This is a genomic window from Pseudomonas sp. 01L34 (assembly GCF_056400265.1).
The window spans coordinates 37,966-60,489 of record NZ_JBFTSX010000010.1; the positions used below are offsets into that span (position 1 = coordinate 37,966).

22 protein-coding genes are annotated in these 22,524 nt (G+C 59.4%); 13 read left to right on the top strand and 9 right to left on the bottom strand.

The window, feature by feature from the left end:
• Positions 1–354: 354 nt before the first annotated feature.
• Complete coding sequence (locus tag AC1DQM_RS26495) at positions 355–903, top strand: RNA polymerase factor sigma-70 (RefSeq protein ID WP_007894994.1); 549 nt, start codon at positions 355–357, stop codon at positions 901–903.
• Positions 904–996: 93 nt separating this feature from the next.
• Here AC1DQM_RS26495 and AC1DQM_RS26500 read toward each other — a convergent pair whose 3' ends face one another.
• The 4 genes from AC1DQM_RS26500 to AC1DQM_RS26515 form a co-directional block, all read right to left on the bottom strand.
• Positions 997–2,010 carry a GNAT family N-acetyltransferase gene (locus AC1DQM_RS26500; protein WP_477747075.1) on the bottom strand — a complete coding sequence of 338 codons (1,014 nt, stop codon included), beginning with the start codon at positions 2,008–2,010 and terminating at the stop codon, positions 997–999.
• A gap of 149 nt (positions 2,011–2,159) precedes the next feature.
• Complete coding sequence (locus AC1DQM_RS26505; RefSeq protein ID WP_018929983.1) at positions 2,160–2,999, bottom strand: hypothetical protein; 840 nt, start codon at positions 2,997–2,999, stop codon at positions 2,160–2,162.
• 172 nt (positions 3,000–3,171) lie between these two features.
• On the bottom strand, positions 3,172–3,966 hold the full coding sequence (locus AC1DQM_RS26510; protein WP_192379599.1) for a substrate-binding periplasmic protein: 795 nt from the start codon (positions 3,964–3,966) through the stop codon (positions 3,172–3,174).
• Positions 3,967–4,060: 94 nt separating this feature from the next.
• Entirely contained in the window at positions 4,061–4,684 is a 624-nt protein-coding gene (locus AC1DQM_RS26515) for a TetR/AcrR family transcriptional regulator (RefSeq protein WP_138867054.1), read from the bottom strand.
• Between the two features lie 190 nt (positions 4,685–4,874).
• Between AC1DQM_RS26515 and AC1DQM_RS26520 the strand changes: the two genes are divergently transcribed.
• The 8 genes from AC1DQM_RS26520 (at position 4,875) to ppnP (ending at position 14,165) form a co-directional block, all read left to right on the top strand.
• A complete protein-coding gene (locus AC1DQM_RS26520) occupies positions 4,875–6,665 on the top strand; it encodes an acyclic terpene utilization AtuA family protein (protein ID WP_477747076.1) in 1,791 nt (596 codons plus the stop codon).
• Between the two features lie 12 nt (positions 6,666–6,677).
• The gene (locus tag AC1DQM_RS26525; protein ID WP_477743433.1) at positions 6,678–7,577 is read left to right on the top strand and encodes an SDR family oxidoreductase; all 900 of its coding nucleotides are present in this window, start codon (positions 6,678–6,680) and stop codon (positions 7,575–7,577) included.
• Positions 7,578–7,579: 2 nt separating this feature from the next.
• Positions 7,580–9,196, top strand: a complete 1,617-nt coding sequence (gene atuC, locus AC1DQM_RS26530) for a geranyl-CoA carboxylase subunit beta (protein ID WP_477747077.1) — start codon at positions 7,580–7,582, stop codon at positions 9,194–9,196.
• Between the two features lie 23 nt (positions 9,197–9,219).
• On the top strand, positions 9,220–10,377 hold the full coding sequence (gene atuD / locus AC1DQM_RS26535) for a citronellyl-CoA dehydrogenase (RefSeq protein WP_413694740.1): 1,158 nt from the start codon (positions 9,220–9,222) through the stop codon (positions 10,375–10,377).
• On the top strand, positions 10,374–11,171 hold the full coding sequence (locus AC1DQM_RS26540) for an enoyl-CoA hydratase/isomerase family protein (protein ID WP_477747078.1): 798 nt from the start codon (positions 10,374–10,376) through the stop codon (positions 11,169–11,171). Before atuD ends, AC1DQM_RS26540 begins: the two co-directional genes overlap by 4 nt.
• A 53-nt stretch (positions 11,172–11,224) precedes the next feature.
• Entirely contained in the window at positions 11,225–13,186 is a 1,962-nt protein-coding gene (locus tag AC1DQM_RS26545; protein ID WP_477747079.1) for an acetyl/propionyl/methylcrotonyl-CoA carboxylase subunit alpha, read from the top strand.
• Positions 13,187–13,257: 71 nt separating this feature from the next.
• Positions 13,258–13,806, top strand: coding sequence for a 3'-5' exonuclease (locus AC1DQM_RS26550; protein WP_086944671.1), 549 nt, complete (start codon positions 13,258–13,260; stop codon positions 13,804–13,806).
• 74 nt (positions 13,807–13,880) lie between these two features.
• A complete protein-coding gene (ppnP, locus tag AC1DQM_RS26555) occupies positions 13,881–14,165 on the top strand; it encodes a pyrimidine/purine nucleoside phosphorylase (protein ID WP_018929993.1) in 285 nt (94 codons plus the stop codon).
• 68 nt (positions 14,166–14,233) lie between these two features.
• Here the strand turns inward: ppnP and AC1DQM_RS26560 are convergent, their stop codons facing one another.
• Together AC1DQM_RS26560 and AC1DQM_RS26565 are read right to left on the bottom strand one after the other, a co-directional pair.
• Entirely contained in the window at positions 14,234–15,037 is an 804-nt protein-coding gene (locus AC1DQM_RS26560; RefSeq protein ID WP_019582506.1) for an MOSC domain-containing protein, read from the bottom strand.
• A 140-nt stretch (positions 15,038–15,177) separates the two neighbouring features.
• Positions 15,178–16,113, bottom strand: coding sequence for a chemotaxis protein CheV (locus AC1DQM_RS26565; RefSeq protein ID WP_018929995.1), 936 nt, complete (start codon positions 16,111–16,113; stop codon positions 15,178–15,180).
• A gap of 462 nt (positions 16,114–16,575) precedes the next feature.
• On the opposite strand from AC1DQM_RS26565, the gene AC1DQM_RS26570 reads away from it, so the two are divergent.
• The 3 genes from AC1DQM_RS26570 (at position 16,576) to AC1DQM_RS26580 (ending at position 19,093) form a co-directional block, all read left to right on the top strand.
• Positions 16,576–17,046 (top strand): hypothetical protein, encoded by a 471-nt coding sequence (locus AC1DQM_RS26570; protein ID WP_019582507.1) that lies wholly within the window; start codon positions 16,576–16,578, stop codon positions 17,044–17,046.
• A gap of 497 nt (positions 17,047–17,543) precedes the next feature.
• Positions 17,544–18,437: a sensor histidine kinase gene (locus tag AC1DQM_RS26575; RefSeq protein WP_192379618.1), complete on the top strand. Its 894-nt coding sequence runs from the start codon at positions 17,544–17,546 to the stop codon at positions 18,435–18,437.
• Positions 18,434–19,093, top strand: coding sequence for a response regulator (locus AC1DQM_RS26580; RefSeq protein ID WP_019582509.1), 660 nt, complete (start codon positions 18,434–18,436; stop codon positions 19,091–19,093). Before AC1DQM_RS26575 ends, AC1DQM_RS26580 begins: the two co-directional genes overlap by 4 nt.
• On the opposite strand, the gene yegS is transcribed toward AC1DQM_RS26580, so the two are convergent.
• Entirely contained in the window at positions 19,077–19,994 is a 918-nt protein-coding gene (yegS, locus tag AC1DQM_RS26585) for a lipid kinase YegS (RefSeq protein ID WP_192351006.1), read from the bottom strand. The two genes, AC1DQM_RS26580 and yegS, sit on opposite strands and share 17 nt — an antisense overlap.
• Positions 19,995–20,318: 324 nt before the next feature.
• On the opposite strand from yegS, the gene AC1DQM_RS26590 reads away from it, so the two are divergent.
• Positions 20,319–20,627 (top strand): hypothetical protein, encoded by a 309-nt coding sequence (locus AC1DQM_RS26590; protein WP_477747080.1) that lies wholly within the window; start codon positions 20,319–20,321, stop codon positions 20,625–20,627.
• A 66-nt stretch (positions 20,628–20,693) separates the two neighbouring features.
• Here the strand turns inward: AC1DQM_RS26590 and AC1DQM_RS26595 are convergent, their stop codons facing one another.
• Both AC1DQM_RS26595 and moaB read right to left on the bottom strand, forming a co-directional pair.
• Positions 20,694–21,920, bottom strand: a complete 1,227-nt coding sequence (locus tag AC1DQM_RS26595; protein WP_436275221.1) for a molybdopterin molybdotransferase MoeA — start codon at positions 21,918–21,920, stop codon at positions 20,694–20,696.
• Entirely contained in the window at positions 21,904–22,443 is a 540-nt protein-coding gene (gene moaB, locus AC1DQM_RS26600) for a molybdenum cofactor biosynthesis protein B (RefSeq protein ID WP_007940044.1), read from the bottom strand. The genes AC1DQM_RS26595 and moaB overlap by 17 nt, the downstream gene beginning before the upstream one ends.
• Positions 22,444–22,524: the final 81 nt, after the last annotated feature.

Here is a 22,524-nt window from a genome sequence, read left to right on the forward strand (position 1 = left end):
CAAGTGGAATCGGTTTTCATATTTCACGCCCGTTCACGGGCATGCAGGACGCGGTCTTCGCCGACCGCGCAAGGCTTGGGAATGCTGTTTTGGCCGGGGTTTGCGCCCGCAGCCATTCACCAATGAGAACGGATGAGGTCTTGGAATAATTAGTCGCCGGGCTTGAGCGCCGGCAGGCTTGTGGCCGGTGGGTGAGTCAGCGTGTCGCCGTTCTCGGTCCGCACCGCAACGGAGCATTAATTCTCTTTCTCAATTGACAATAATTATCATTCAACATAATTTGTCGCTCGATATGTAGGACGGCTCCGACCCCCTTGTCGTCCCACGACCCTATTTGCAGCAAGGTGATTTCCAATGACGGAACAAGTATCCACAAGCAGGTGCGATTCACCGCTACTTCAGGCCTTCGTCGACAACCGACTGATTCTGGTCAAGATCGCCGCCCGCATTACCGGCTGCCGATCCCGCGCCGAAGACGTGGTGCAGGATGCGTTCTTCCGGTTGCAATCGGCGCCGCAGATCACCTCGTCCATCAAGGCGCAGCTCAGTTACCTGTTCCAGATCGTGCGCAACCTGGCGATCGATCACTACCGCAAGCAGGCGCTGGAGCAGAAGTATTCGGGCCCGGAAGAAGAAGGCCTGAACGTGGTGATCCAGGGCGCTTCGCCGGAAACCTCGCACATGAATTTCTCGACCCTGGAAAACATTGCCGATGCACTGACGGAGCTGCCCAGCCGCACCCGTTACGCCTTCGAGATGTACCGCCTGCACGGCGTGCCGCAAAAAGACATCGCCAAGGAACTGGGCGTCTCGCCGACCCTGGTGAACTTCATGATTCGTGATGCGCTGGTGCATTGCCGCAAGGTGTCGGGCAATCGTGCGGACACCTTCGCCCGTCGTTAAACGCTTCGCGGGCAAACCTCGCTCTACAGGGAATATTGCCTGTCACTGTAGGAGCGAGCGGTGCGGCGATCCGACTTGCCCGCGAAGACTGACTCAAGCCAACGAACACCGATCAAAAAACCGCTCACGCCCCAGCACCATCAGCGCCGCGCGCTTGTGCGGGAAGTCGAACTCTTTCTCGCAGTGAAAACACTGATTATGCAGATGCCCGATCATCTTCGCGTTGTCGGCGCGAGGTTCGGCGACCACCCGTTGAGTGCGCGGATCATCGAGAAACAGGTAGTGCACCAGCGCCGATAACCAACTCGCCACCTTGTGCGGGCCACGGTGATCTTCCTCACCCACCAGCATGTGAATGCCACGGTCGTAATCGCCGGCGTCATAGAACGGCGCAATGCGATCTTCCTTGGCCCAGTAGGCTTCAAAGTAGGCAAACGGCTGATCATCGAAGCAACCGATCAGGGTCAAGGTGTGCGGGTCGGCTTCGAGTTTGCCGAGGTATTCCCGATGCTTCTCGAGGCTGCCCTCCTCCTGCCAGAAACTCGCGACCCGCGGGCTGTTCTGCCAGCGGTTGAAACGCGCCAGGTCATGCTCAATTTCTACCGTGCGCAAGGAGACCCACGCACCGAGCCGCGCATCGAAGCGTCGATAGACCTCACCACGGGGTTTCACCGCACGCAGGGGATGGCGCTTGCCGTCACTGATGACCATCTGCTGCGGATAGCTATCGGTCAACGACTCACCCAGCCAAGGCTGAGGCAATTGCCAGAACAGTGTGCGTTCACAGCGATATTGACCTTTGACATCGGTCGCGATCAGCAACCCGCTGAGCAAGGCTTCAGTGGGCACTTGATCGAGGTGCCAGGTCAGACGCTGACACTGCGCATCACGGGCAAACAGCCAATAACAGGCCGCCCAGAATGCTTGACCGTCAGGACGGCCGAAGCGCTCCTCCAGCCGCAGATTCAGCTCAGGCTCGCGGGTCAGCCGCAGTTCGATCAGCGGCTGCCCTTCCAGACTGAGGCTCAGGCGACTTGCGGTTTCATCGGCTACAAGACGGTTGCCTGACGGCAAGGCCAGGGCGGTCAGGTCATTCAGATTGGACATGGGTCGGGCTCACGGTAATCGTCGACAGTTAACTGAGGTGACGTGAGCCGGGCATGGAAATTTAACGAAAAACACCGCAAACCTTAATCAGCATTCGCGGTGGCATGCACAGCCTGGATCAGTTCCAGTCCATTGACGTTACGCAGGTGCTAGATCGACCTGACCCAGATTTCGCGGAAGGCATAGTCATTGCCGTTTCCGGTGGCGACATGGTTAACGATCTGCAACTCCATCTGTGATGCACTCGCGGTAAACGTGCCTTTGAGCGGAGCCCAGGCCATTGACGAAATTTCCGTCGCGGGGGCAATGACTTGCGCTCCGCTGTTGAGTGACAGCACCGGAACCGAATAGCTGTTGTTCCACCTGCGCACGGTCACCCCGAACTCATAGGACCGACCCACTTCCAGCCCCTGAAAGGTCTTTTTCAACACCGTGCCGGCAGAGTTGTTGGTGTAGGTGTTGTCGAATAATACGTAGATATCTCCATCTTTGGTGATGGTGAGATCCCGTGGATCAGTCGCAGCGTCGCCCCTCATCCAACCATTCCAGTTATTGGTACCGTCTGTTGCCGAGAAGGTCGTTGTATCGTCGAAAGGCGCCTGGACCTCAAGACACAATGTCGGGAACAGCACCGGGCCAGCACAACTGCCTCCATCCAGCGCCGCCTGAAAAACAAACGCGAGATGGCTCCCGTCTTTCAGATTCTGCAAAGACGCCCAGGCAATATTGCGACGCCAGCCCTCCTGGAACTCTTGTTGCGTGACGGGCTCGGCGTCGGCCACTCGCAGCATCACTGGCGAGCCGTCGGCTTGTTGACCGCAGACATGCAGCGTTGTCTTTTGATTAACCACCATGAATGGCCAACGCGCCACCTCGACCGTGACACCGGCCGAATCATCAGGTTTTTTCAGAACGAGTACATCGTTGACGGCTTGTGGCACCACAGGAGCGGGCACACAGGAGAGAGAAACCAACGCGGGGTTTGTCATGACAGAAATCCTTTCTGAATGAGCGCCAACCCCTCCATGGGGTCGGACACAGGAAAGGAGCTAAGACCACGTGAGGGGAAGCGTCTACTGTCAATTCGACCATTCGAACAGCAGAACATAAATACCAGATGAATGGTCGTCCGCCCCCCCCTGCCCCCGGAAACTCTATCTGTCAGTGCTTGCCCACCGGCACCAGGGCAATTTTGTAGGGATCGAAAATCTTCAGCATCTGGCCGTTGTTTCGCAGGCCTTGCAGCAACTTGCCGAATGCTTCCCCCGTAATCGGCGCCTCTGGACGAATCAGCGCGTAATGGTGATAGACCTGATCGATGCGTTGCGACACCAGCAACTGCTCGCCGACTTTTTCGTTGCGCAGCAGGTAATCGCTCAGATAAGAGCGTGTCACCAGGGCAATGTCCGCTCGCCCGCGCAGCACCATCAGCAGGTTGCTGTCGTGGGAATAGGTCAACGTGGCCTTGTAAGTGTCGGCCAGATACTTGGGATCGGCATTGAAATTGGCAAACTCGTAGTGATAGCCGCTGTACAGCGCCAGCCGCTTGCCCGTCAGGTCCTTGAAGTAACTCTCATCGCGACCGGGTTGCTTCTGCGCGACAAAGATTTCTGCATCTTCCAGGTCCATGTCAACGAGGGTATGCGGGATGTCCTTCCAGCCCCAGTCCGGGTTCTCGAAAATCGCCATATCGACCCGGCCTTCCTTGAAGTCATTGAAACGCCGGGGAATCGAGGTGGGCACCAGCACAAACTGATAATCGGTTTGCAGCTGATTCAACGCTTCCACCAGTTGCGGCAGCAGACCGGTGTCGGCACCGGACTCCGGGCGCACGGTATAGGGGGGAAAATGGGCGGCCCCGACCCGCACCTGTTGCGCGGCCTGAGATGGCAACACCCAGCACACTACAAGCGCCGCCAGCAAAAGCCGCGACGCAATTCGAATTGGCGAAGACATCAAAACAGCACACTCCCCAAAAAAATTTTCATCAATGCATACAAACTAGGCGGTTTCGTCAACTTAGCCAGTTTCTTGCCGAGATAGACGGCTCTTACCGTTCTTCAAGCACCAAAATCAGCGCTTCATCGGCCAATTGATCGAGGTTCATACTGCCATCGGCGCGAAACCAGGTGGTGGTCCAGGAGAGCGCGCCCGTCAGGAAGCGGCGGGTGATGAACACGTCGCCCCGGATAAAACCGGCGTCCTTGGCTTCTCCCAGCACCTGCAGCCAGATGGCTTCATAAATATCGCGCAGCGCCAGAACCTGCGCCTGACCTTCCTCAGACAGCGAACGCCACTCATACACCAGCACCGCCATGGCCTCGCCACTGCCGCCCATGATCGACTGCAATTCGCAGCGAATCAGCGCCAGCACCCGCTCACGCACACTGCCGGCCTCGGCCAGCGCTGCACGCATCAACGCGGTGTTGTAGCGGATGGTCTCCTCCATCACTGCCCGCAGGATCTCGTCCTTGCTCTTGAAGTGATGAAAAATACTGCCTGACTGAATGCCCACCGCACCGGCCAGGTCGCGCACGGTGGTGCGTTCATAACCTTTGTTGCGAAACAGGTGAGCGGCCACTTGCAGCAGTTTGCCGCGGGCGCTGTCGGGGTCGGTCAATTGGCCGCTGTCGACCAATTCGCGCATCACCCTCAGGGCTTTTTGCTCGTCCACCCGTTCTCTCCTACAGTCGATCAATCAAATGCGCCGCTGCCCGTTAAAACAGCAGGGTTGCGCGGGCAATTTAAGCTGGCGGGGGCGACCAAGCAAGCGCTCGGGAAGAAGATAATCAAGGCGTTTACAAACCAAGCGCTTGCTTGGTAGTCTCGAAGCACTTCTGTCGCAGGTGGCTATGGAGTTGACTGTGCCTAAAACAATTCGCATCGGTTGTGCCAGTGCATTCTGGGGCGACACCTCGACCGCCGCCGCACAGTTGGTGGAGGGCGGGCGACTGGACTATCTGGTGTTCGATTATCTGGCCGAAATAACAATGTCGATCATGGCCGGGGCGCGGATGAAAGACCCCGCCACCGGCTACGCCAGCGACTTCATCGAAGTCCTCAGCCCCCTCCTCGAGCAGCTCGCGAAACAACAGATCCGGGTGATCAGCAATGCCGGCGGGGTTAATCCACAGGCCTGCGCCGTTGCCCTGCAAACGGCCTGCGACAAGGCCGGGGTGGCGCTGAAAATCGCCGTGCTGTCGGGTGACGACCTGCAACCGCAGTTCAAACACCTGAGCAGTCTTGGTATCCATGAGATGTTCAGTGGCGCGCCCCTGCCGCCGATGTGCGTGTCGACCAACGCCTACCTCGGCGCACCGGGCATCGTCGAAGCCCTGCGCCTGGGCGCCGACGTTGTGATCACCGGGCGCGTGGTCGACAGTGCCGTGGTCAGCGCCGCGCTGGTGCATGAATTCGGCTGGTCGTGGCACGACTACGACAAACTCGCCCAAGCCGCATTGGCCGGGCATCTGATCGAATGTGGCGCCCAGTGCACCGGCGGCAATTTCACCGATTGGCACGACGTACCCGACTACGAACACATCGGTTTTCCGATCGTCGAAGTCGGCGCCGACAGCCAGTTCATCGTCAGCAAACCCGACGGCTCCGGCGGCCTGGTCACACCGCTGACGGTTGGCGAGCAGATGCTCTATGAGATCGGCGACCCACAGGCCTATTTGCTGCCCGATGTAGTGTGCGATTTCAGCCAGGTCAAACTCGTGCAACAAGGCAAAAACGCGGTTCAGGTGCATCGCGCGAAAGGCTTGCCGCCAACCGCTCAGTACAAGGTCAGCGCAACGTACCCGGACGGTTTCCGCTGCACCGCCAGTTGCCTGATCGCCGGGATCGATGCCGTGGCCAAGGCCCGACGGGTCAGCCAGGCGATCATCAACAAGACCTCGGAAATGTTTAACCAGCGCGGCTGGGCGCCCTACAGCGAGGTGAACATCGAACTGCTGGGCAGCGAAGCCACTTACGGCCCCCACGGCCAGCGCCAGGACAGCCGTGAGGTGGTGATCAAACTCGCCGTGCGCCATCCAAGCAAACAGGCCTTGATTCTGTTCTCCCGGGAAATCGCTCAGGCTGCCACCGGTATGGCGCCCGGGCTGACGGGAATCGTCGGCGGACGGCCGACGGTGTATCCGTTGATCCGGCTGTTTTCGTTCCTGATCGACAAAACCGCCTGCACCTTGGAGATCGACCTTGCCGGTGAGCGCCATCCGTGTGCCCTGCCCGCCCTCGATGCGCTCGACCCAGCTGACTTGCCGCTGCCGTTCGACCCACCCAAAACCACAGAGCGTGCCGACGCCAGCGTGGCCTTGATCAAACTCGCCGTGGCGCGCTCCGGCGACAAGGGTAACCACAGCAACATCGGCGTCATGGCCCGCCACCCCGACTACCTGCCGTGGATCGCCGAAGCACTGACACCCGAGGTGATGGTCGACTGGATGAGCCATGTCCTCGACCCGATTCACGGACGCGTCGAACGCTGGTATTTACCCGGCACTCAGAGCTTTAATTTTCTTCTGGAGAACGCACTCGGCGGCGGTGGCGTGGCCAGCCTGCGGATCGATCCGCAGGGCAAGGCGTTCGCCCAACAACTGTTGGAAATCCAGATTCCGGTGCCGCAGCGCATCGCCGATCAGGTCAACTAGAGGACTGTCGCCATGGCTTACGACTCGATTTTCAAACCCGACCTGTTCGCCGGCCAAACCATCATCGTCACCGGTGGCGGCAGCGGCATCGGTCGTTGCACCGCCCATGAGCTCGCCGCCCTCGGTGCGCACGTGCTGCTGGTGGGGCGCAATGCCGAAAAACTGAAAAAGGTCACTGCCGAAATCACCGAAGACGGTGGTAAAGCCGATTGGCAGGTCTGCGATATCCGCAATGAAGACGCCGTTACGCAGCTGGTCAGCGAGCTGATCCGCAAACACGGCCCAATCCACGGGCTGGTCAACAATGCCGGCGGGCAGTACCCCTCGCCGCTGGCGTCGATCAATCAGAAAGGTTTCGAAACCATCCTGCGCACCAATCTGGTTGGCGGTTTTCTGATGGCTCGCGAGGTGTTCAATCAGTCCATGAGCAAGCACGGCGGCGCCATCGTCAACATGCTCGCCGACATGTGGGGCGGCATGCCCGGCATGGGCCATTCGGGCGCGGCGCGCTCGGGCATGGACAACTTCACCAAGACCGCCGCGTTCGAATGGGGCCACGCCGGCGTGCGGGTCAACGCCGTCGCGCCGGGCTGGGTCGCGTCCAGCGGCATGGACACTTACGAAGGCGCGTTCCGGGCGGTAATTCCGACGCTGTGCGAACACGTGCCGCTCAAGCGCATCGGCACCGAATCGGAAATCAGCGCGGCGATTGTGTTCCTGCTCAGCCCGGCAGCGGCGTTTGTCAGCGGCAGCACGTTGCGCATCGATGGTGCCGCCAGCCTCGGCGGGCGGGCCTGGCCAATGCACAAGGCGCAGAACAGTCACTCGTACAACGGCTTTCACCGCGCCTATTTACCTGAAGTACTCAGGCCGGACGCCTCCAAACCAGACGAACCGAAGGACAAGGAATAACCATGCCGGTCATCCAGTCCCAGATAGACCCGTTCAGCGAACCGTTCGCCCGCAATCGTGCGGCCATGCTGGCCGGCATCGAGCAGGTCCGCCAGCTCGAACAGAACCTGTTGAATAAAGCCGCAGAAGCCAAACCGAGGTACGACAAGCGCGGGCAATTGCTGCCCCGGGAGCGGCTGAACCTGCTGCTTGATCCCGGCGCGCCATTCCTCGAGCTGGCGAGCCTGGCCGGCTACAAGCTGCACGACGACAAGGACGGCAGCGCGGCCGGCGGCGGTTTGATTGCCGGGATCGGTTACGTATCCGGCGTGCGGGTGCTGGTGGTGGCGAACAACAGCGCGATCAAGGGCGGCACCATTTCCCCCAGCGGCCTGAAAAAGTCCCTGCGTCTGCAACAGATCGCCATGGAAAACAAATTGCCGGTGATCACCCTCGCCGAGAGCGGAGGCGCCAACCTCAACTATGCGGCGGAAATTTTCGTCGAAGGCGCGCGCAGCTTTGCCAATCAGGCGCGGATGTCGGCGATGGGCTTGCCGCAGATCACCGTGGTCCACGGCTCGGCCACGGCGGGCGGTGCTTACCAGCCAGGGTTGTCGGATTACGTGGTGGTGGTGCGCGGCAAGGCCAAGCTGTTTCTCGCCGGCCCCCCGCTGCTCAAGGCAGCCACCGGTGAAGTCGCCACCGACGAAGAACTGGGCGGTGCCGAGATGCATGCACAAACCGCCGGCACCGCCGAATACCTGGCCGAGAACGATGCCGATGGCGTGCGCCAGGTGCGCGAGATTGTCAGTCTGTTGCCGTGGAACGATCAGTTGCCGTGGTTACCGGAACGTCGGTGGGAAGAACCGCTCTACCCCATCGACGAACTGCTGGGGCTGATCCCGGATGACCCGAAAAAACCTTACGACGTGCGTGAAATCATCGCGCGGGTTGCCGACGCTTCGAACTTCCTCGAATTCAAAAGCGAGTTCGATCAGCAGACGGTATGCGGGCATTTGCAGATCCAGGGTCGAGCCTGCGGTTTCATCGGCAACAACGGCCCGATCACCCCCAAAGGCGCGAGCAAGGCCGCGCAGTTCATTCAACTCTGCGACCAGAGCCAGACGCCGCTGCTGTTTTTCCACAACACCACCGGCTTCATGGTCGGCACCGAGTCGGAACAGCAAGGCGTGATCAAGCACGGCGCGAAAATGATTCAAGCGGTGGCCAATGCCCGGGTGCCTAAACTGACAATCGTCGTCGGCGGTTCCTACGGTGCCGGCAATTACGCGATGTGCGGCCGCGGTCTCGACCCGCGCTTCATCTTCGCCTGGCCCAACAGCCGCACCGCGGTGATGGGCGGCGCCCAGGCCGGCAAAGTGCTGCGGATCGTCACCGAAGCCAAACAACTCAAGGACGGATTGGTGCCCGACCGAAAAATGCTCGACATGCTGGAACAGGTCACCGCGCAGAAACTCGACAGCCAGTCCACCGCGCTATATGGCAGCGCCAACCTGTGGGATGACGGGCTGATCGATCCACGGGATACCCGCACGTTGCTTGGATACTTGCTGGACATCTGCCATGAGGCCGAGGTTCGGGCGCTGCAACCCAACAGCTTTGGTGTCGCCCGCTTCTAAGGGCGATCAGGAGAACAATAAAAATGATCTTCACCCAGGAACACGAAGCACTGCGCCGCACCGTCCGCCAATTCGTCGATCATGAAATCAATCCCCACGTCGAGGAATGGGAAAAGGCCGGGCGCTTTCCGATCCATGAGATCTTCCGCAAGGCTGGCGACCTCGGTCTGTTGGGAATCTCCAAACCGGAAAAATTCGGCGGCATGGGCCTCGACTACAGCTATTCGATTGTGGCGGCCGAAGAGTTCGGCACCATTCATTGCGGCGGCATTCCGATGTCCATCGGCGTGCAGACCGACATGTGCACCCCGGCCCTGGCGCGTTTCGGCTCCGATGAACTGCGCGAAGAATTCCTGCGGCCGGCGATCACCGGCGAGCAGGTCGGCTGCATCGGTGTTTCCGAAGTCGGCGCCGGTTCCGACGTCGCCGGGCTGAAAACCACCGCCCGCAAGGACGGCGACGACTACGTGATCAACGGCAGCAAGATGTGGATCACCAACTCGCCGAGCGCCGATTTCATCTGCCTGCTGGCCAACACCTCGGACGACAAACCGCACATCAACAAGTCGCTGATCATGGTGCCGATGAACAGCCCCGGGATCAGCCTCAGCTCGCACCTGGACAAGCTCGGCATGCGCAGCTCGGAAACCGCCCAGGTGTTTTTCGATAACGTGCGCGTGCCGCAACGCAACCGCATCGGCCACGAAGGCGCGGGTTTCATGATGCAGATGCTGCAGTTCCAGGAAGAACGGCTGTTCGGCGCGGCGAACATGATCAAAGGCCTGGAGTACTGCGTCGACAGCACCATCGAGTACTGCAAGGAGCGCAAAACCTTCGGCAACGCGCTGATCGACAACCAGGTCATCCACTTTCGCCTGGCCGAACTGCAAACCGAAATCGAATGCCTGCGGGCACTGGTCTACCAGGCCACCGAGCAATACATCAAAGGCCAGGACGTCACCCGCCTGGCATCGATGGCCAAACTCAAGGCCGGGCGACTGGGCCGGGAAGTCAGCGACAGTTGCCTGCAATACTGGGGCGGCATGGGCTTCATGTGGGACAACCCGGTGGCCAGGGCTTACCGCGATGTGCGGCTGGTATCGATTGGCGGCGGTGCCGACGAAATCATGCTGGGGATCATCTGCAAACTCATGGGCATCCTGCCGGGGAAAAACAAATGAGCACCCTCCCCACCTGTCAAACCCTGTTGCTCGGCCTGCATGACAGCGTGCTGCACATCACCCTCAATCGTCCCGAAAGCCGTAATGCCATGAGCTTGCAGATGGTCACCGAACTGCGTGCGGTGCTGGCGGCGGTTCGCGATGATCGGCAGATTCGTGCGCTAGTGATCGGCGGTGCCGGCGGGCATTTTTGTGCCGGTGCCGACATCAAGGACATGGCCAACGCCCGCGCTCAAGGCCAGCCCGCCTACCGCGATTTGAATCGTGCGTTCGGTGCGCTACTGCAAGAGGTGCAACACGCGCCGCAAGTGGTGATGACGGTGCTGCAAGGTGCGGTGCTTGGCGGCGGCTTCGGCCTGGCCTGCGTCAGCGACATCGCGATGGCCGATCATCAGGCGCAGTTCGGCCTACCGGAAACCAGCCTCGGCCTGTTGCCGGCGCAGATCGCGCCTTACGTGGTGCAACGCATCGGCCTGACCCAGGCCCGCCGACTGGCCCTGACCGCCGCACGCTTCGATGGCACCCAGGCGCGGCGCATGGGGCTGGTGCACTTTGTCGAACATGACCCACAAGCCTTGGCCGAACGCCTCGATGAGGTGCTGGCCCATGTGTTGTGTTGCGCACCGGGGGCGAACGCGGCGACCAAAAAGCTGTTGCTGGCGAGTGCCGGACAACCCTCGGATGATCTGCTGGATCAGGCAGCCGAGTGGTTCAGCGAAGCAGTGACCGGGGCTGAAGGGATCGAGGGGACGATGGCTTTTGTGCAGAAGCGCAAACCAGGGTGGTCCGTTTAAGAGCTTCGCGAGCAAGCCCTTACATTCACCGCAAAAAACCAAGGGAATAACCGATGCCCGCCCTCAAAAAAATCCTGATCGCCAACCGCGGTGAAATCGCCTGCCGTATCCAGCGCACCGCGCAAGAGCTGGGCTACCGCACCGTCGCCGTATTCAGCGACGCCGACGCCAATGCGCTGCATGTGCAGATGGCCGACGAAGCCGTGAACATCGGCCCGGCCCCGGTGCAGCAGTCTTATCTGAACATCCCGGCCATCATCGATGCTGCCCGGCGCACCGGTGCCGATGCAATCCATCCCGGTTACGGCTTCCTCTCGGAAAACTCAGGCTTCGCCCTCGCCTGCCAGCAGGCCGGCATCATCTTCATCGGTCCGAGCCCCGAAGCCATCGAGCTGATGGGCAGTAAACGGCTGTCGAAACTGGCCATGATCAAAGCCGGCGTGCCCTGCATCAAAGGCTATCAGGGCAGCGAACAGGACGACGCCACCCTGCGCCGCGAAGCCGAACGCATCGGCTATCCGCTGATGATCAAGGCCAGTGCCGGCGGTGGCGGTCGCGGCATGCGCCTGGTGCACAGCGCCGCCGAATTGCCGGAACAGCTCCGTAGCGCACGCTCCGAAGCGCTGCACGGGTTTGGCAGCGACGAATTGATCCTCGAACAAGCCTTGATCGATCCGCGTCATGTCGAAGTTCAGGTGTTCGGCGACCAGCATGGCAACCTGATCTACCTCGGCGAGCGCGACTGTTCGATCCAGCGCCGCCACCAGAAAATCATCGAAGAAGCACCCTGCCCGGCGATGACCACTGAGTTGCGCCAGGCCATGGGCGAGGCGGCACTCAAGGCGGGGCGCGCGGTGAATTATGTGGGGGCGGGTACCGTGGAATTCCTGCTGGATGCTCACGGCCGGTTTTACTTCCTGGAGATGAACACCCGGTTGCAAGTGGAACACCCGGTGACTGAACTGATCACCGGCCTCGATCTGGTGGCCTGGCAATTACACATCGCCGAAGGGCAACCGCTGCCGCTACGACAGGAACAGGTGCAGCTCAACGGGCATGCCATGGAAGTGCGCCTGTACGCCGAAGATCCGGCCCAGGGATTTCTGCCGCAAACCGGTCGAATCGTGGCCTGGGAGCCAGCGATCCAGGGCAGCGTACGGATCGACCATGGCCTGATCGAAGGCCAGTCTGTCAGCCCGTTCTATGACCCGCTGCTGGGCAAGCTCATCGCCCACGGTGCCACCCGTGAAGAAGCCCGACGCAAGTTGCTGCGGGCGATACAGGACAGTGTGCTGCTGGGCGTGCAGAGCAATCAGCGCTTGCTCGCCAATCTGCTGGAACACCCCCAGTTCATCAGTGGTGAGTTCAGCACCGGGTTCATACCCACGAACTTCGCCGACCATCCCTGCCTGCACCCTCATGCGCCGAGCGCCGACGAGTTGGCCATCGCCGCGGTGCTTTTTTATCAAGCATCAGCGCAGGCTCACCCCGCCCCGCTGGCCGGTTGGCGCAACAACGCCAGCGTGCCTCTGCACTATCGGATCGGCCTGGAGGATCAGGCCTGGCCGGTCGAACTGCACGCTGAACCTGGCAAGCCCTACCGTGTTCAGGTTGGCGCCCGGCCCCTCGAACTGAAGGTCATCCAGTGCGACGGACGCTGGGCCACCCTGCAAATCGACGGCATCCGCCAACGCCATGCCTACCGCCTCGAAGCCGGGCAACTCTGGTTGTTCAGGCGCCCCGGCAGCCTGCGACTGGTCGATCGGACCCGGGCGCTGGTCAGCGGCCAGGCCAGTGTCAGCTCCGGCCCGCTCAAGGCGCCGATGGACGGGGCGATCGTCGACGTATTGGTCAGTGAGGGCAGCCCGGTCAGCAAAGGGCAACTGCTGGTGGTGCTTGAAGCGATGAAAATGGAGCATCCACTCAAATCGGGTATCGACGGCGTGCTCAAGCGCTTGCAGGTCAGGGTCGGCGACCAGGTAAAAAATCGTCAGATTCTGTTGGAGGTCGAATAAGCCGCTAGGCGGATCCGCCGGGTTTGGCTACGCTCAAGCCCTATCAGGATGCGGATACCAGGAAACCTGCAATGCCTCACTGGCTGGTCATTGATCTGGAAGCCACCACCGATGAGGGCGGCTGGCCAGTAACAGAAATGGAAATCATCGAAATCGGCGCCACCCTCGTGGACCGCAAAGGCCGGGAACTGGATCACTTCCAGTGCTTCGTGCGCCCGTTGCGTCGGCCCCTGTTGACCCCGTTTTGCCGCGAATTGACCCACATCACCCAGGCCAATGTCGATGCTGCCCAGCCCCTGAGCGACGTTTGGGTTTCGTTCGAACACTGGCTCGACCAACATCTCTCGAATCTGGAAGGCTGGGCCAGTTGGGGTGACTACGACCGCAAACAGCTGCTTCAGGAATGGCAGCGGCTGCAACTCGACAGCGCCCTGAACCGGGTGCCGCACATGAATCTCAAGCAACGTTTCGCCAAGGCCTGTCGACTGGAGCGCCCGCTGGGGCTTAATGGCGCCCTGCAACTGGCGGGCCTGCAGTTCAACGGTCAGCAGCATCGGGCGCTGGAGGATGCGCGCAATACCGCGCGCCTGTTGCCGCTGATTTTCCCCGCCAATCCTTGAGTGCAGGAGGTGACGCCTATCGACACCTTGTGCATACTGGCCGGCCCTTTTTAGCCCTTTTCGAGGAATCGCCCATGTTTAAAGTCAACGAGTACTTCGACGGCACCGTCAAGTCGATCGCCTTTGGCACCGCTGAAGGTCCGGCGACCATCGGCGTCATGGCACCGGGCGAATACGAATTCGGCACCAGCCAGCGTGAAATCATGCACGTGGTGTCCGGCGCCCTGACCGTCAAACTGCCTGACAGCAGCGACTGGCAAACCTTCGCCGCCGGCAGCCAGTTCAACGTGCCCGCCAACAGCAAGTTCCAGCTGAAAGTGGCCGTCGACACCGCTTACCTGTGCGAATACCGCGGCTAACCCCCTAGGGTTTCACAGCGAAAAAAAATGCCCGTGTCCAAGAACACGGGCATTTTTTTTCAGGGCTGCTATTCGAGGATCGTCACCGGCATGCCGACTTCGAGCCGACCGTTACCGTCATTGACCAGGTTCTGCCCGAACATCGCGCCGTCCTCTTGAGCCCGATATTGCTGCAAGGTCGCCAGAGGCTCGCGGTCGTCGCTACGTTCGCCGGTCTGCGGGTCGATGGTGGTCAGAATGCAACGTGAGCAGGACTTGACCACGCGGAACTCGACATCGCCAATGCGGATGCGCTTCCAGCCATCTTCGGCGAACGCCTCGCTGCCCTCGATCACCAGATTGGGCCGAAAGCGCAGCATCTCCAGCGGTCGCCCAACCCGTTGCGACAAGTCTTCCAGCGACGCCTGGCCAATCAGCAACAACGGAAAACCGTCGGCAAAAGCCACCTGATCGTCGTCCTTGCCGTAGCCGGCCTGGGTGGTCCGCGCACGATCGAGCGGCACATGCACCAGACGCGTCGGCTTGCCGATGAACTCACTGACCCAGGCAGCCGCAGCAATGCCGGCATCGGGCACGCGCAAAGTGTCGCGCCAGATGGTCACGCCACGCAGCTCTGCATCGCTGGCGGGCAAGGCGATATCGATCGGTGAATGGCCTTGGGCACTGAGGGTCAAGCCACCGCTTGCGTTCCACAACGCCGACAGCTGACTCATTTTCGCCTCCGCGCGCTGGGTCAGAAAACGCCCGCTGGCCTCGTCGACCAGCATCCAGCGCCGGTCGCCGTCCAGCCCCAGTTTGTCCAGGCTGACCTGATTCAAGGTCTCGCCCTTGCCGGATTTCAACGGAAAACGATAAAGCGCGCTCAGATGCATGGCCACAGCTCCCTGGTGGGCAAAAACGCCACCCTATACGAGCTTGATCGCTGAATCAAAGACCCTGTGGCGAGGGGGCTTGCCCCCGTTGGGCTGCGCAGCAGCCCCAAACCCTGCCACCGCGCTTTTCCAGATTGTTATCAGGCCGGCACTTCGTCGAGCATCAGGCGCTGACGCACCACGTCGACGAGTTTGTCGGGCTGGAATTTGGAGAGGAAGTTGTCGCAGCCGACCTTCTTGACCATCGAGTCATTGAAGCTACCCGACAACGAGGTGTGCAGGACCACATAAAGGCCGCGCAAACGGGGGTCGTTGCGGATCTCGGTGGTCAGGCGATAGCCGTCCATCTCCGGCATTTCCGCATCGGTGAAGATCATCAACAGCTTGTCAGTCATGTTCACACCGGTATCAGCCCAGGCCTTGAGCATGTTCAGCGCCTTCAAGCCATCACTGGCAATATGCATTTTCACGCCCAACTGACCCAAGGTGTCGCGCAATTGCGACAGAGCCACGTTCGAGTCATCCACCAGCAGCACTTCACGGCCACGGGCGCGCTCCAGAACCGGATCGTCGAGTTTGTCGCGAGAGACCTTGGCGTTGTACGGCACGATTTCGGCCAGGACTTTTTCGACGTCGATGATTTCCACCAGCTGATCGTCGACCTTGCTGATGGCGGTCAGGTAATGCTGGCGACCGGCGCTGGTCGGCGGCGGCAGAATGGCTTCCCAGTTCATATTGACGATGCGGTCCACGCCACCGACCAGAAATGCCTGCACCGAGCGGTTGTACTCGGTGACGATGATCGTACTGGTGGGGCTTGGCACCAGCGGACGCATGCCGATGGCTTGGGACAGGTCGATCACCGGCAGCGTCTGGCCACGCAGGTTGACCACGCCACAAACAAAGGGGTGGCGCTGCGGCATCAGGGTCAGCTTCGGCAGCTGCAGCACTTCCTGGACCTTGAAGACGTTGATCGCGAACAATTGCCGTCCGGCCAGCCGGAACATGAGAATTTCCAGGCGATTCTCACCCACCAGTTGCGTGCGTTGGTCTACCGTGTCGAGAATGCCGGCCATTAATGACTCCTGGGCTTGTTCTGATGAATTCACTAAAGAGAGTTATCGGCAGTTTTTGCCGAATCTTGACCCCCGGACAAAATGCCATGCCCAAGCATTGATGTCACATTAACATCATGCTTTACTGACCCCGTGAATTCATCTGCTTCATCCCTTGCGGCGCGACCTTGGTTTGCACGTTAGGTTCCCCTGTGTAAGGGATTCCCCTAGGCACAATCAGGCCCAACCTGATATTCGCAATATCCAATAGCCATTAATGTGACGCCATTCTCATTGCATGAACGGAGTCAGGCTTTTGTGTGCGATCGCAGGTCAGTGGCCATCCACTCTCTCGAGTTCCCCAGTCGGTGCCCAAGCCTGCCAGAGCGCGATCTCACCAAGGCATGGCAGCACCGGGACACGTAAGGTTCTCGTCGACACACACGACATTCCCTCATCTGACATGACGTTGTGGAGATAAGCATGGCGAACAACCCTAAAGAGTGGGCCCAGCGAATTCCGGAGTTTCTCGTCGAGGCTGAAACACTCCTGGCCAAGTCCGAGGAGTGCCTGAGTCATTTGCAGTTGATCAGCAATGACAAGGACGCCATCGATTGCATGCTCAGTACCCTTCTCAAGCTGGCAAGCAAGGCCGATGCCTTGGCACTGGCAACGGTTTCGGAATTCTCGCTGCACATTCATGGATTGCTGAGCCACGCCCAGAATCACATGGACCTGCATGATCAGGCCCTGGATGCGCTCAAGGATTGCTTCACGTTAATGGCCTGGCAACTCGAACTCATCGACCAGACCACCGGTCAACTCGGCCTCGATGACAGTGAACAGACGTCCCTGATCGAAGCGTTTGCATTTCAAGTGGGACAAAGTCAGTTTCAGCCGCCCAGCCACTCCAAGCAGTTCAGGCTCGTTTCGTTCTCTGAACGGCAGGCTTAAATTCACCAACCCCGTGTTGCGTATTTTTTATTGTAATGATGCCGCCCTGTAACTTGAGTGTGCGCATACCGCAATTGAATATTTCATACCCGTCGATGCGATGGCAGCTCAAAACAAATAGATACCCCCGCCCCGACTTCAGATAGTGCCTGCCAATAGAAACTAAACGCCTGGCACACTCGATATCTTTCGAAGATAAAAATCAAAAAGTTTTTCCATTGTGGAACTATCGTCCAAAAACGTTATTTCCTGAAGGTGCCTACCTATGTGCCGAACGCGACCAACGGTATCTTAAGTGGTATTATGCCGCCCATTCGTTGACGTCAATTAATGACAGAGTGACCCTTGGCGCGAACAAGCTCATAACATTGAAGGCTTTATTTCGAGCATTGCACTGCCATCATTAAAGGCGACTCATACAACCTATTTTCAAACAGAGACCCGTCGGCCCTTATGACCGGTCTGCCCGCAGCGAACATCCATTGGCTCCATCCGCTATGTACGCCAGCCTCAAGTCAATCGCCCTGTGGCCACCCTCCCGAAAAAGCGCGCGCCGGTTCACGCTTTTCGTGTGCACCTGCTCGGCGCTTGGCAGCCTGTTGGTCTACAGCTTGTCGATGCCTCTGCCGGTGAGTCTGCTGGTGCTCAATACTGCGGCGCTGACCTGCGTCTGGGTGGGACATCGCCTCTCGCTCAAATCGATAAAGTTTCAGCCTCAAGAATTGGCCGACCGTCTGCTGGAAGTTCAGGAAAATGAACGTCACCGGCTCAGTCGGGAACTGCATGATGATATTGGCCAATTGCTGACCGCCGCAAAACTTCAGAGTGAATGGCTCAAACGTCGATTGCCTGAAGAACTGCAGGGTCAATGTTCGGTCCTCTGCGATACGCTGGACGAAACCCTGACCAAAGTTCGTGATGTATCAGCCATCCTGAACCCACGACAGTTGACCAGTCTCGGACTGGAAGCCAGTCTGCGTGCGCATTTACTCAGAACCCTGGCCAATACGTCCGTGAACTGGAGCCTGGAATGCCATCAACGTTTGACTGGCATACCGGAAGAAATGGCGGTGGCGGCCTTTCGCATCACTCAAGAGGCGGTTACCAATATGCTGCGCCATGCCGAAGCCAGGAATCTGTTGGTCCGCCTGCAACGTCTGCCCCAAGGCCTGACGTTGTTAATCAGTGACGATGGCCTGGGGTTCGAGCCAGCGGCAGACCCTGCTCGCGAGGGGCAACGCGGAATGGCCGGAATGTCGGAACGGATCGATCAGTTGGGCGGCACGCTGACCGTGACCAGCGAGCCGGGCAAAGGCACTCAAATCGAAGCACTCTTCCCCTGGGCGCCCCGTGCGCTGGAACGGGCCAGTACGAATAAGGTTATGCGTTGACTTGTAACTTACTTCTGGTGGACGACCACTCGCTTATCAGGGCTGGCGTGCGCGCTCTGGTGCTGGATATTCCCGGCTATGCGGTCATTGGGGAGGCCAGTGACGGCTCGCAGTTACTCGAGATGGTCGAGCAACTGTCCCCGGACATCATCCTGCTGGATATCTCCATGAGGAAAACCGGTGGCCTTGAAGCCTTGCAGCGACTCAAACGAGTACGTCCGCAGTGCAAAGTGCTCATCCTGTCGATGCACACCGACCCGGCGCTCATCATGCAAGCACTCGAATCCGGGGCTCATGGCTACCTGCTCAAAGACACCACGGCCACCGAGCTCGAACATGCCCTGGACGCCTTGCGCAATAACGAACGCTACCTGAGCCCGGCCATTGCCCACACCGTCATCAACCAGGCGCTGACCCGAACCCAGAAAAATCAGGCGCCAACCCAGGACTCGCACAACCTGACGGCACGCCAGCTGGAAATCCTGCGATTGATTGTTCGCGGAAAATCCACCCGGGAAATTGCCAATGGCTTGGGCCTGAGCATCAAGACTGTCGAAACCCACCGCTCGCAGATCATGAAACGCTTGCAGATCTACGATGTGGCCGGCCTGGTGTTGTTCGCCGTGCGCGAGCAAATCATCAGTCTGGACGATTAGCCGGATTCGAGCCGCTCAGCAGCGGCGAGCCCTCGGGCAAATGCACCCGCAATGCCGCCGGCCGTGCCGAAAACCGCAGGCTATCGCCCTCCAGAGGCTCACCATCAAGGTTGATATAAAGGCCCTCCGATACTTTGATCTCGACCCATGGCAAGCGGGCTCGCACAAACATGTTGTCGATTCCGAAGCCATCGGTCAGCAGGTCTTTCAAGGTACCGACCACTTCCTGGGGCGCGGGCAAAATGCTGATATCCAGTAGACCATCGTCAGCCAGCGCCTGCGGGCACAACATATGACCACCGCCAGCCTGTCGGCCATTGCCGATGCCTAATGCCAACAACTCACCGGCCCAGTGAAAATCCGGCCCCTGCAACTCGCCATAGGCCGCATGCAACTCACTGAAGCGCGATAAACCGGTGAAGAGATAAGCCGCGCCGCCAAGAACTTTTTTCAGTTCCTCGGAAGTATTGGCCGTGACCTGACTGCCAAAGCCGCCCGTGGCCATGTTCAGAAAAACCTGCCCACCCACCTCCCCCAGATCAATGGCATGCGGGGCGGCCTCCAAAAGCTCCAGCGCTTGAGCGGGCTCCAGGGGCACACCCGCGGCGCGTGCAAAATCGTTGGCGGTGCCCAAGGGCAAAAGCACCAGGCTGGCCTGAGTCGAATGCGCCGCCATGGCTTCGGCGATATCACGCAAGGTGCCATCGCCGCCGCCGGCAATCAGCTGCGTATAGCCCGCCGTCAACGCTTCCCCCACCAGCCGCTGCGCATCACCAGCCTCCCAGGTCAGTCGAACAGCCAGTTCCCAACCTTGTTGGCGCTTGCCTTCGACAGCTGAACGGACCTGCTCATTGAGTGCCTGCTTGCCATGCAGAATCAACAGCGCCTTGCGCTCGTTCATTTTGATCACCCCCCTTTCCGAATCCGTATGGGAGATGTTGACCTCGCAGCCCCTCATAAAAGTCGCAAGGATTTCAATTATTTCCTGGGGAAGGACACTTGAGTCCTACAGAGCGGTATTTTTTCTTACAAAACCTGAGGAATCGGCTCAATTGACCCATCAGGGCAATTGGTACACCGTTGTGTCAGCGGTTATCAGTCATCACCAGTAAATTACACAGGGATGTGCAAACAATGAATGGAACCCCTTTAAGGTCCTCAAAAATCGTAAGTAATAACCGTATCGGCCACCTGAATGGTTTTAACGCAAGGAGCCAATTATTCCATGCAAAGCCATGACCTCAGACTACCGGCAACTCCGGTTACGCCGTTCTCAGACAATCACGTCAATCAGCAGGCTGAATTCAAAAGCAGCGCAAAGCCCACCGGAGAAGTTGATATGGAACCTCGCGTCACTGAACTGGAGACACATCTCAAGTACATCCGCAGAGACCTGGATGAAGTCCGCGGCGACGTCAAATCCATCAAGCACAGGCTTGCCTATTCAGCTGGCGGAACAGCTGTGGTCCTGGGGCTTTTGAGCTGGATCTCCAATAGTCGCTTCGACCAGGTCGTGACACTTCTGGCAAATTAAGGAACGGTCATGCACGCAAGCCCCAACGCTTTCGACCGGGCTTGCGTGGCAGAACCAGGACCTGCATCAGCCCAGGACTTCACTCAACGGGATGAAGCTCACACTATCACCCTCGATCAGTGTACGGTCCTCCAGCACTTCAACCAGACCGTCCGCCCAGGCGGCACTGCGCAGTACGCCAGAGCTCTGATTCCTGTAGATGATTGCCCGGCCATTCTCCAGACGTCCGCGCAAGTACTCACGTCGGTTACCAGCCTTTGGCCAGACAAACCCTGCCGGTACCTGAAACTTCAGGGGTTCGATCTCTTTTACGCCTTGGCGGCGCAAGAGGTAGGGCCTTGCCAACAAAGCAAAAGTCACCAGGGTTGACGCCGGATTGCCGGGCAAACCAATGACAGGCACACCGCGAAAATGCCCGAACGTCAGCGGCTTGCCTGGCTTGATGGCAAGCTTCCACAGGGTCAACTCGCCCTCTTCCCGCAAGGCAATGCCCAGAAAGTCGGCTTCTCCCACCGATACGCCACCGGTGGAGAGAATCAGGTCGACATCCTTCAACTCGCCGAGACGGGCACGAGTGGTCGCTAAATCATCGGGAAGAATGCCAGCATCGATCACCTCACAGCCCAAGCGCTGCAACCAGCTGCAAAGCAACACTCGATTGCTGTTGTAGATCTGTCCCGGTCCAAGGGCCTGGCCCGGCTCAATCAGCTCATCCCCGGTAGACAAAACCGCAACACGAACCTTGCGAACCACATCCAATTCAGCGCATCCCAACGATGCCGCCAGCCCCTGTTCGATGGGCCCCAGGCGTGTACCGGCGGGCAAGATCAACTCACCGGCGGTGGTTTCCTGGCCTTGTGGACGGATGTTCTGCCCCGGCGTCATGGTCTCGGTGAAACGTACCCGCTCATCCGCCTGAACCTCGGCGTTCTCCTGCATCTCGACACAGTCAGCACCCGCGGGCACAGGCGCGCCGGTGAAGATCCGCGCACAGGTCCCAGGCTTCAAGGGCTCCGGAGCCTGACCTGCAAAAATCTTCTGGCTGACCGGCAACGGTTCTCCCGTCCAGTCGGCGACGCGCAAGGCATACCCATCCATGGCACTGTTGGGCCAAGGCGGCAGATCAAGTGTCGAAACCAGATCAGCAGCCAGTACACGCCCCTGAACCTGCGCCAACGGCAAGCGTTGGTGCTCATGAATTCTCGAGGCGTCGGCCATTTCCAGTAGCCGCGCGAGCGCTACCTCGACAGCCATCAGGCTGCCAGTCTTGCCTGGCTTACCCGCGGGATTCACAGGGTGCCGCCTGTTTCAGATGAGTCACGAAATTGCACGGACGGTGCCGGGAATCCAGTTGTTCGGCGAGAATACCGTCCCAACCGGTGCGCACCGCATTGGTCGAACCCGGCAAGCAGCAAACCAGCGTGCCATTGGCCAGACCGGCCAAGGCCCGGGACTGAACCGTGGAAGTACCGATATCCGCCACCGATATCTGCCGGAACAGTTCACCAAAACCATCGACCTGCTTATCCAGCAGGCAACTCACCGCTTCAGGCGTGCTGTCACGACCGGTAAACCCGGTACCGCCAGTGATCAGCACCACTTGCACGACTTCATCGGCAATCCAGTTGGCCACTTGCGCACGAATTTTGTAGAGATCATCTTTGAGCAATACACGGGCCGCCAGGTTATGACCGGCAGCGCTCAAGCGGTCGACGAAGACCTGGCCTGAGGTGTCGGTTTCCAGGGTACGGGTATCGCTGACAGTCAGCACCGCGATGTTGAGCGGTGCGAAAGGTACATCAGCCTTGGCTTTCATAGGCTCGTCCAGTTGTAGGAGAAACAGCCCGGTGTTATATCACAGCGCCTCATTTTTTCGCCGCCCCCATGGAGAAGTGCA

What these genes read in the sequence shown, in the direction of transcription:
- AC1DQM_RS26495 (WP_007894994.1), top strand. Translation starts at nt 355, where the DNA reads ATGACGGAACAAGTATCCACAAGCAGGTGCGATTCACCGCTACTTCAG.
- AC1DQM_RS26500 (WP_477747075.1), bottom strand. Translation starts at nt 2,010, where the DNA reads ATGTCCAATCTGAATGACCTGACCGCCCTGGCCTTGCCGTCAGGCAAC.
- AC1DQM_RS26505 (WP_018929983.1), bottom strand. Translation starts at nt 2,999, where the DNA reads ATGACAAACCCCGCGTTGGTTTCTCTCTCCTGTGTGCCCGCTCCTGTG.
- AC1DQM_RS26510 (WP_192379599.1), bottom strand. Translation starts at nt 3,966, where the DNA reads ATGTCTTCGCCAATTCGAATTGCGTCGCGGCTTTTGCTGGCGGCGCTT.
- AC1DQM_RS26525 (WP_477743433.1), top strand. Translation starts at nt 6,678, where the DNA reads ATGGCTTACGACTCGATTTTCAAACCCGACCTGTTCGCCGGCCAAACC.
- atuC (WP_477747077.1), top strand. Translation starts at nt 7,580, where the DNA reads ATGCCGGTCATCCAGTCCCAGATAGACCCGTTCAGCGAACCGTTCGCC.
- atuD (WP_413694740.1), top strand. Translation starts at nt 9,220, where the DNA reads ATGATCTTCACCCAGGAACACGAAGCACTGCGCCGCACCGTCCGCCAA.
- AC1DQM_RS26540 (WP_477747078.1), top strand. Translation starts at nt 10,374, where the DNA reads ATGAGCACCCTCCCCACCTGTCAAACCCTGTTGCTCGGCCTGCATGAC.
- AC1DQM_RS26545 (WP_477747079.1), top strand. Translation starts at nt 11,225, where the DNA reads ATGCCCGCCCTCAAAAAAATCCTGATCGCCAACCGCGGTGAAATCGCC.
- AC1DQM_RS26550 (WP_086944671.1), top strand. Translation starts at nt 13,258, where the DNA reads ATGCCTCACTGGCTGGTCATTGATCTGGAAGCCACCACCGATGAGGGC.
- ppnP (WP_018929993.1), top strand. Translation starts at nt 13,881, where the DNA reads ATGTTTAAAGTCAACGAGTACTTCGACGGCACCGTCAAGTCGATCGCC.
- AC1DQM_RS26560 (WP_019582506.1), bottom strand. Translation starts at nt 15,037, where the DNA reads ATGCATCTGAGCGCGCTTTATCGTTTTCCGTTGAAATCCGGCAAGGGC.
- AC1DQM_RS26565 (WP_018929995.1), bottom strand. Translation starts at nt 16,113, where the DNA reads ATGGCCGGCATTCTCGACACGGTAGACCAACGCACGCAACTGGTGGGT.
- AC1DQM_RS26570 (WP_019582507.1), top strand. Translation starts at nt 16,576, where the DNA reads ATGGCGAACAACCCTAAAGAGTGGGCCCAGCGAATTCCGGAGTTTCTC.
- AC1DQM_RS26575 (WP_192379618.1), top strand. Translation starts at nt 17,544, where the DNA reads ATGTACGCCAGCCTCAAGTCAATCGCCCTGTGGCCACCCTCCCGAAAA.
- yegS (WP_192351006.1), bottom strand. Translation starts at nt 19,994, where the DNA reads ATGAACGAGCGCAAGGCGCTGTTGATTCTGCATGGCAAGCAGGCACTC.
- AC1DQM_RS26590 (WP_477747080.1), top strand. Translation starts at nt 20,319, where the DNA reads ATGCAAAGCCATGACCTCAGACTACCGGCAACTCCGGTTACGCCGTTC.
- moaB (WP_007940044.1), bottom strand. Translation starts at nt 22,443, where the DNA reads ATGAAAGCCAAGGCTGATGTACCTTTCGCACCGCTCAACATCGCGGTG.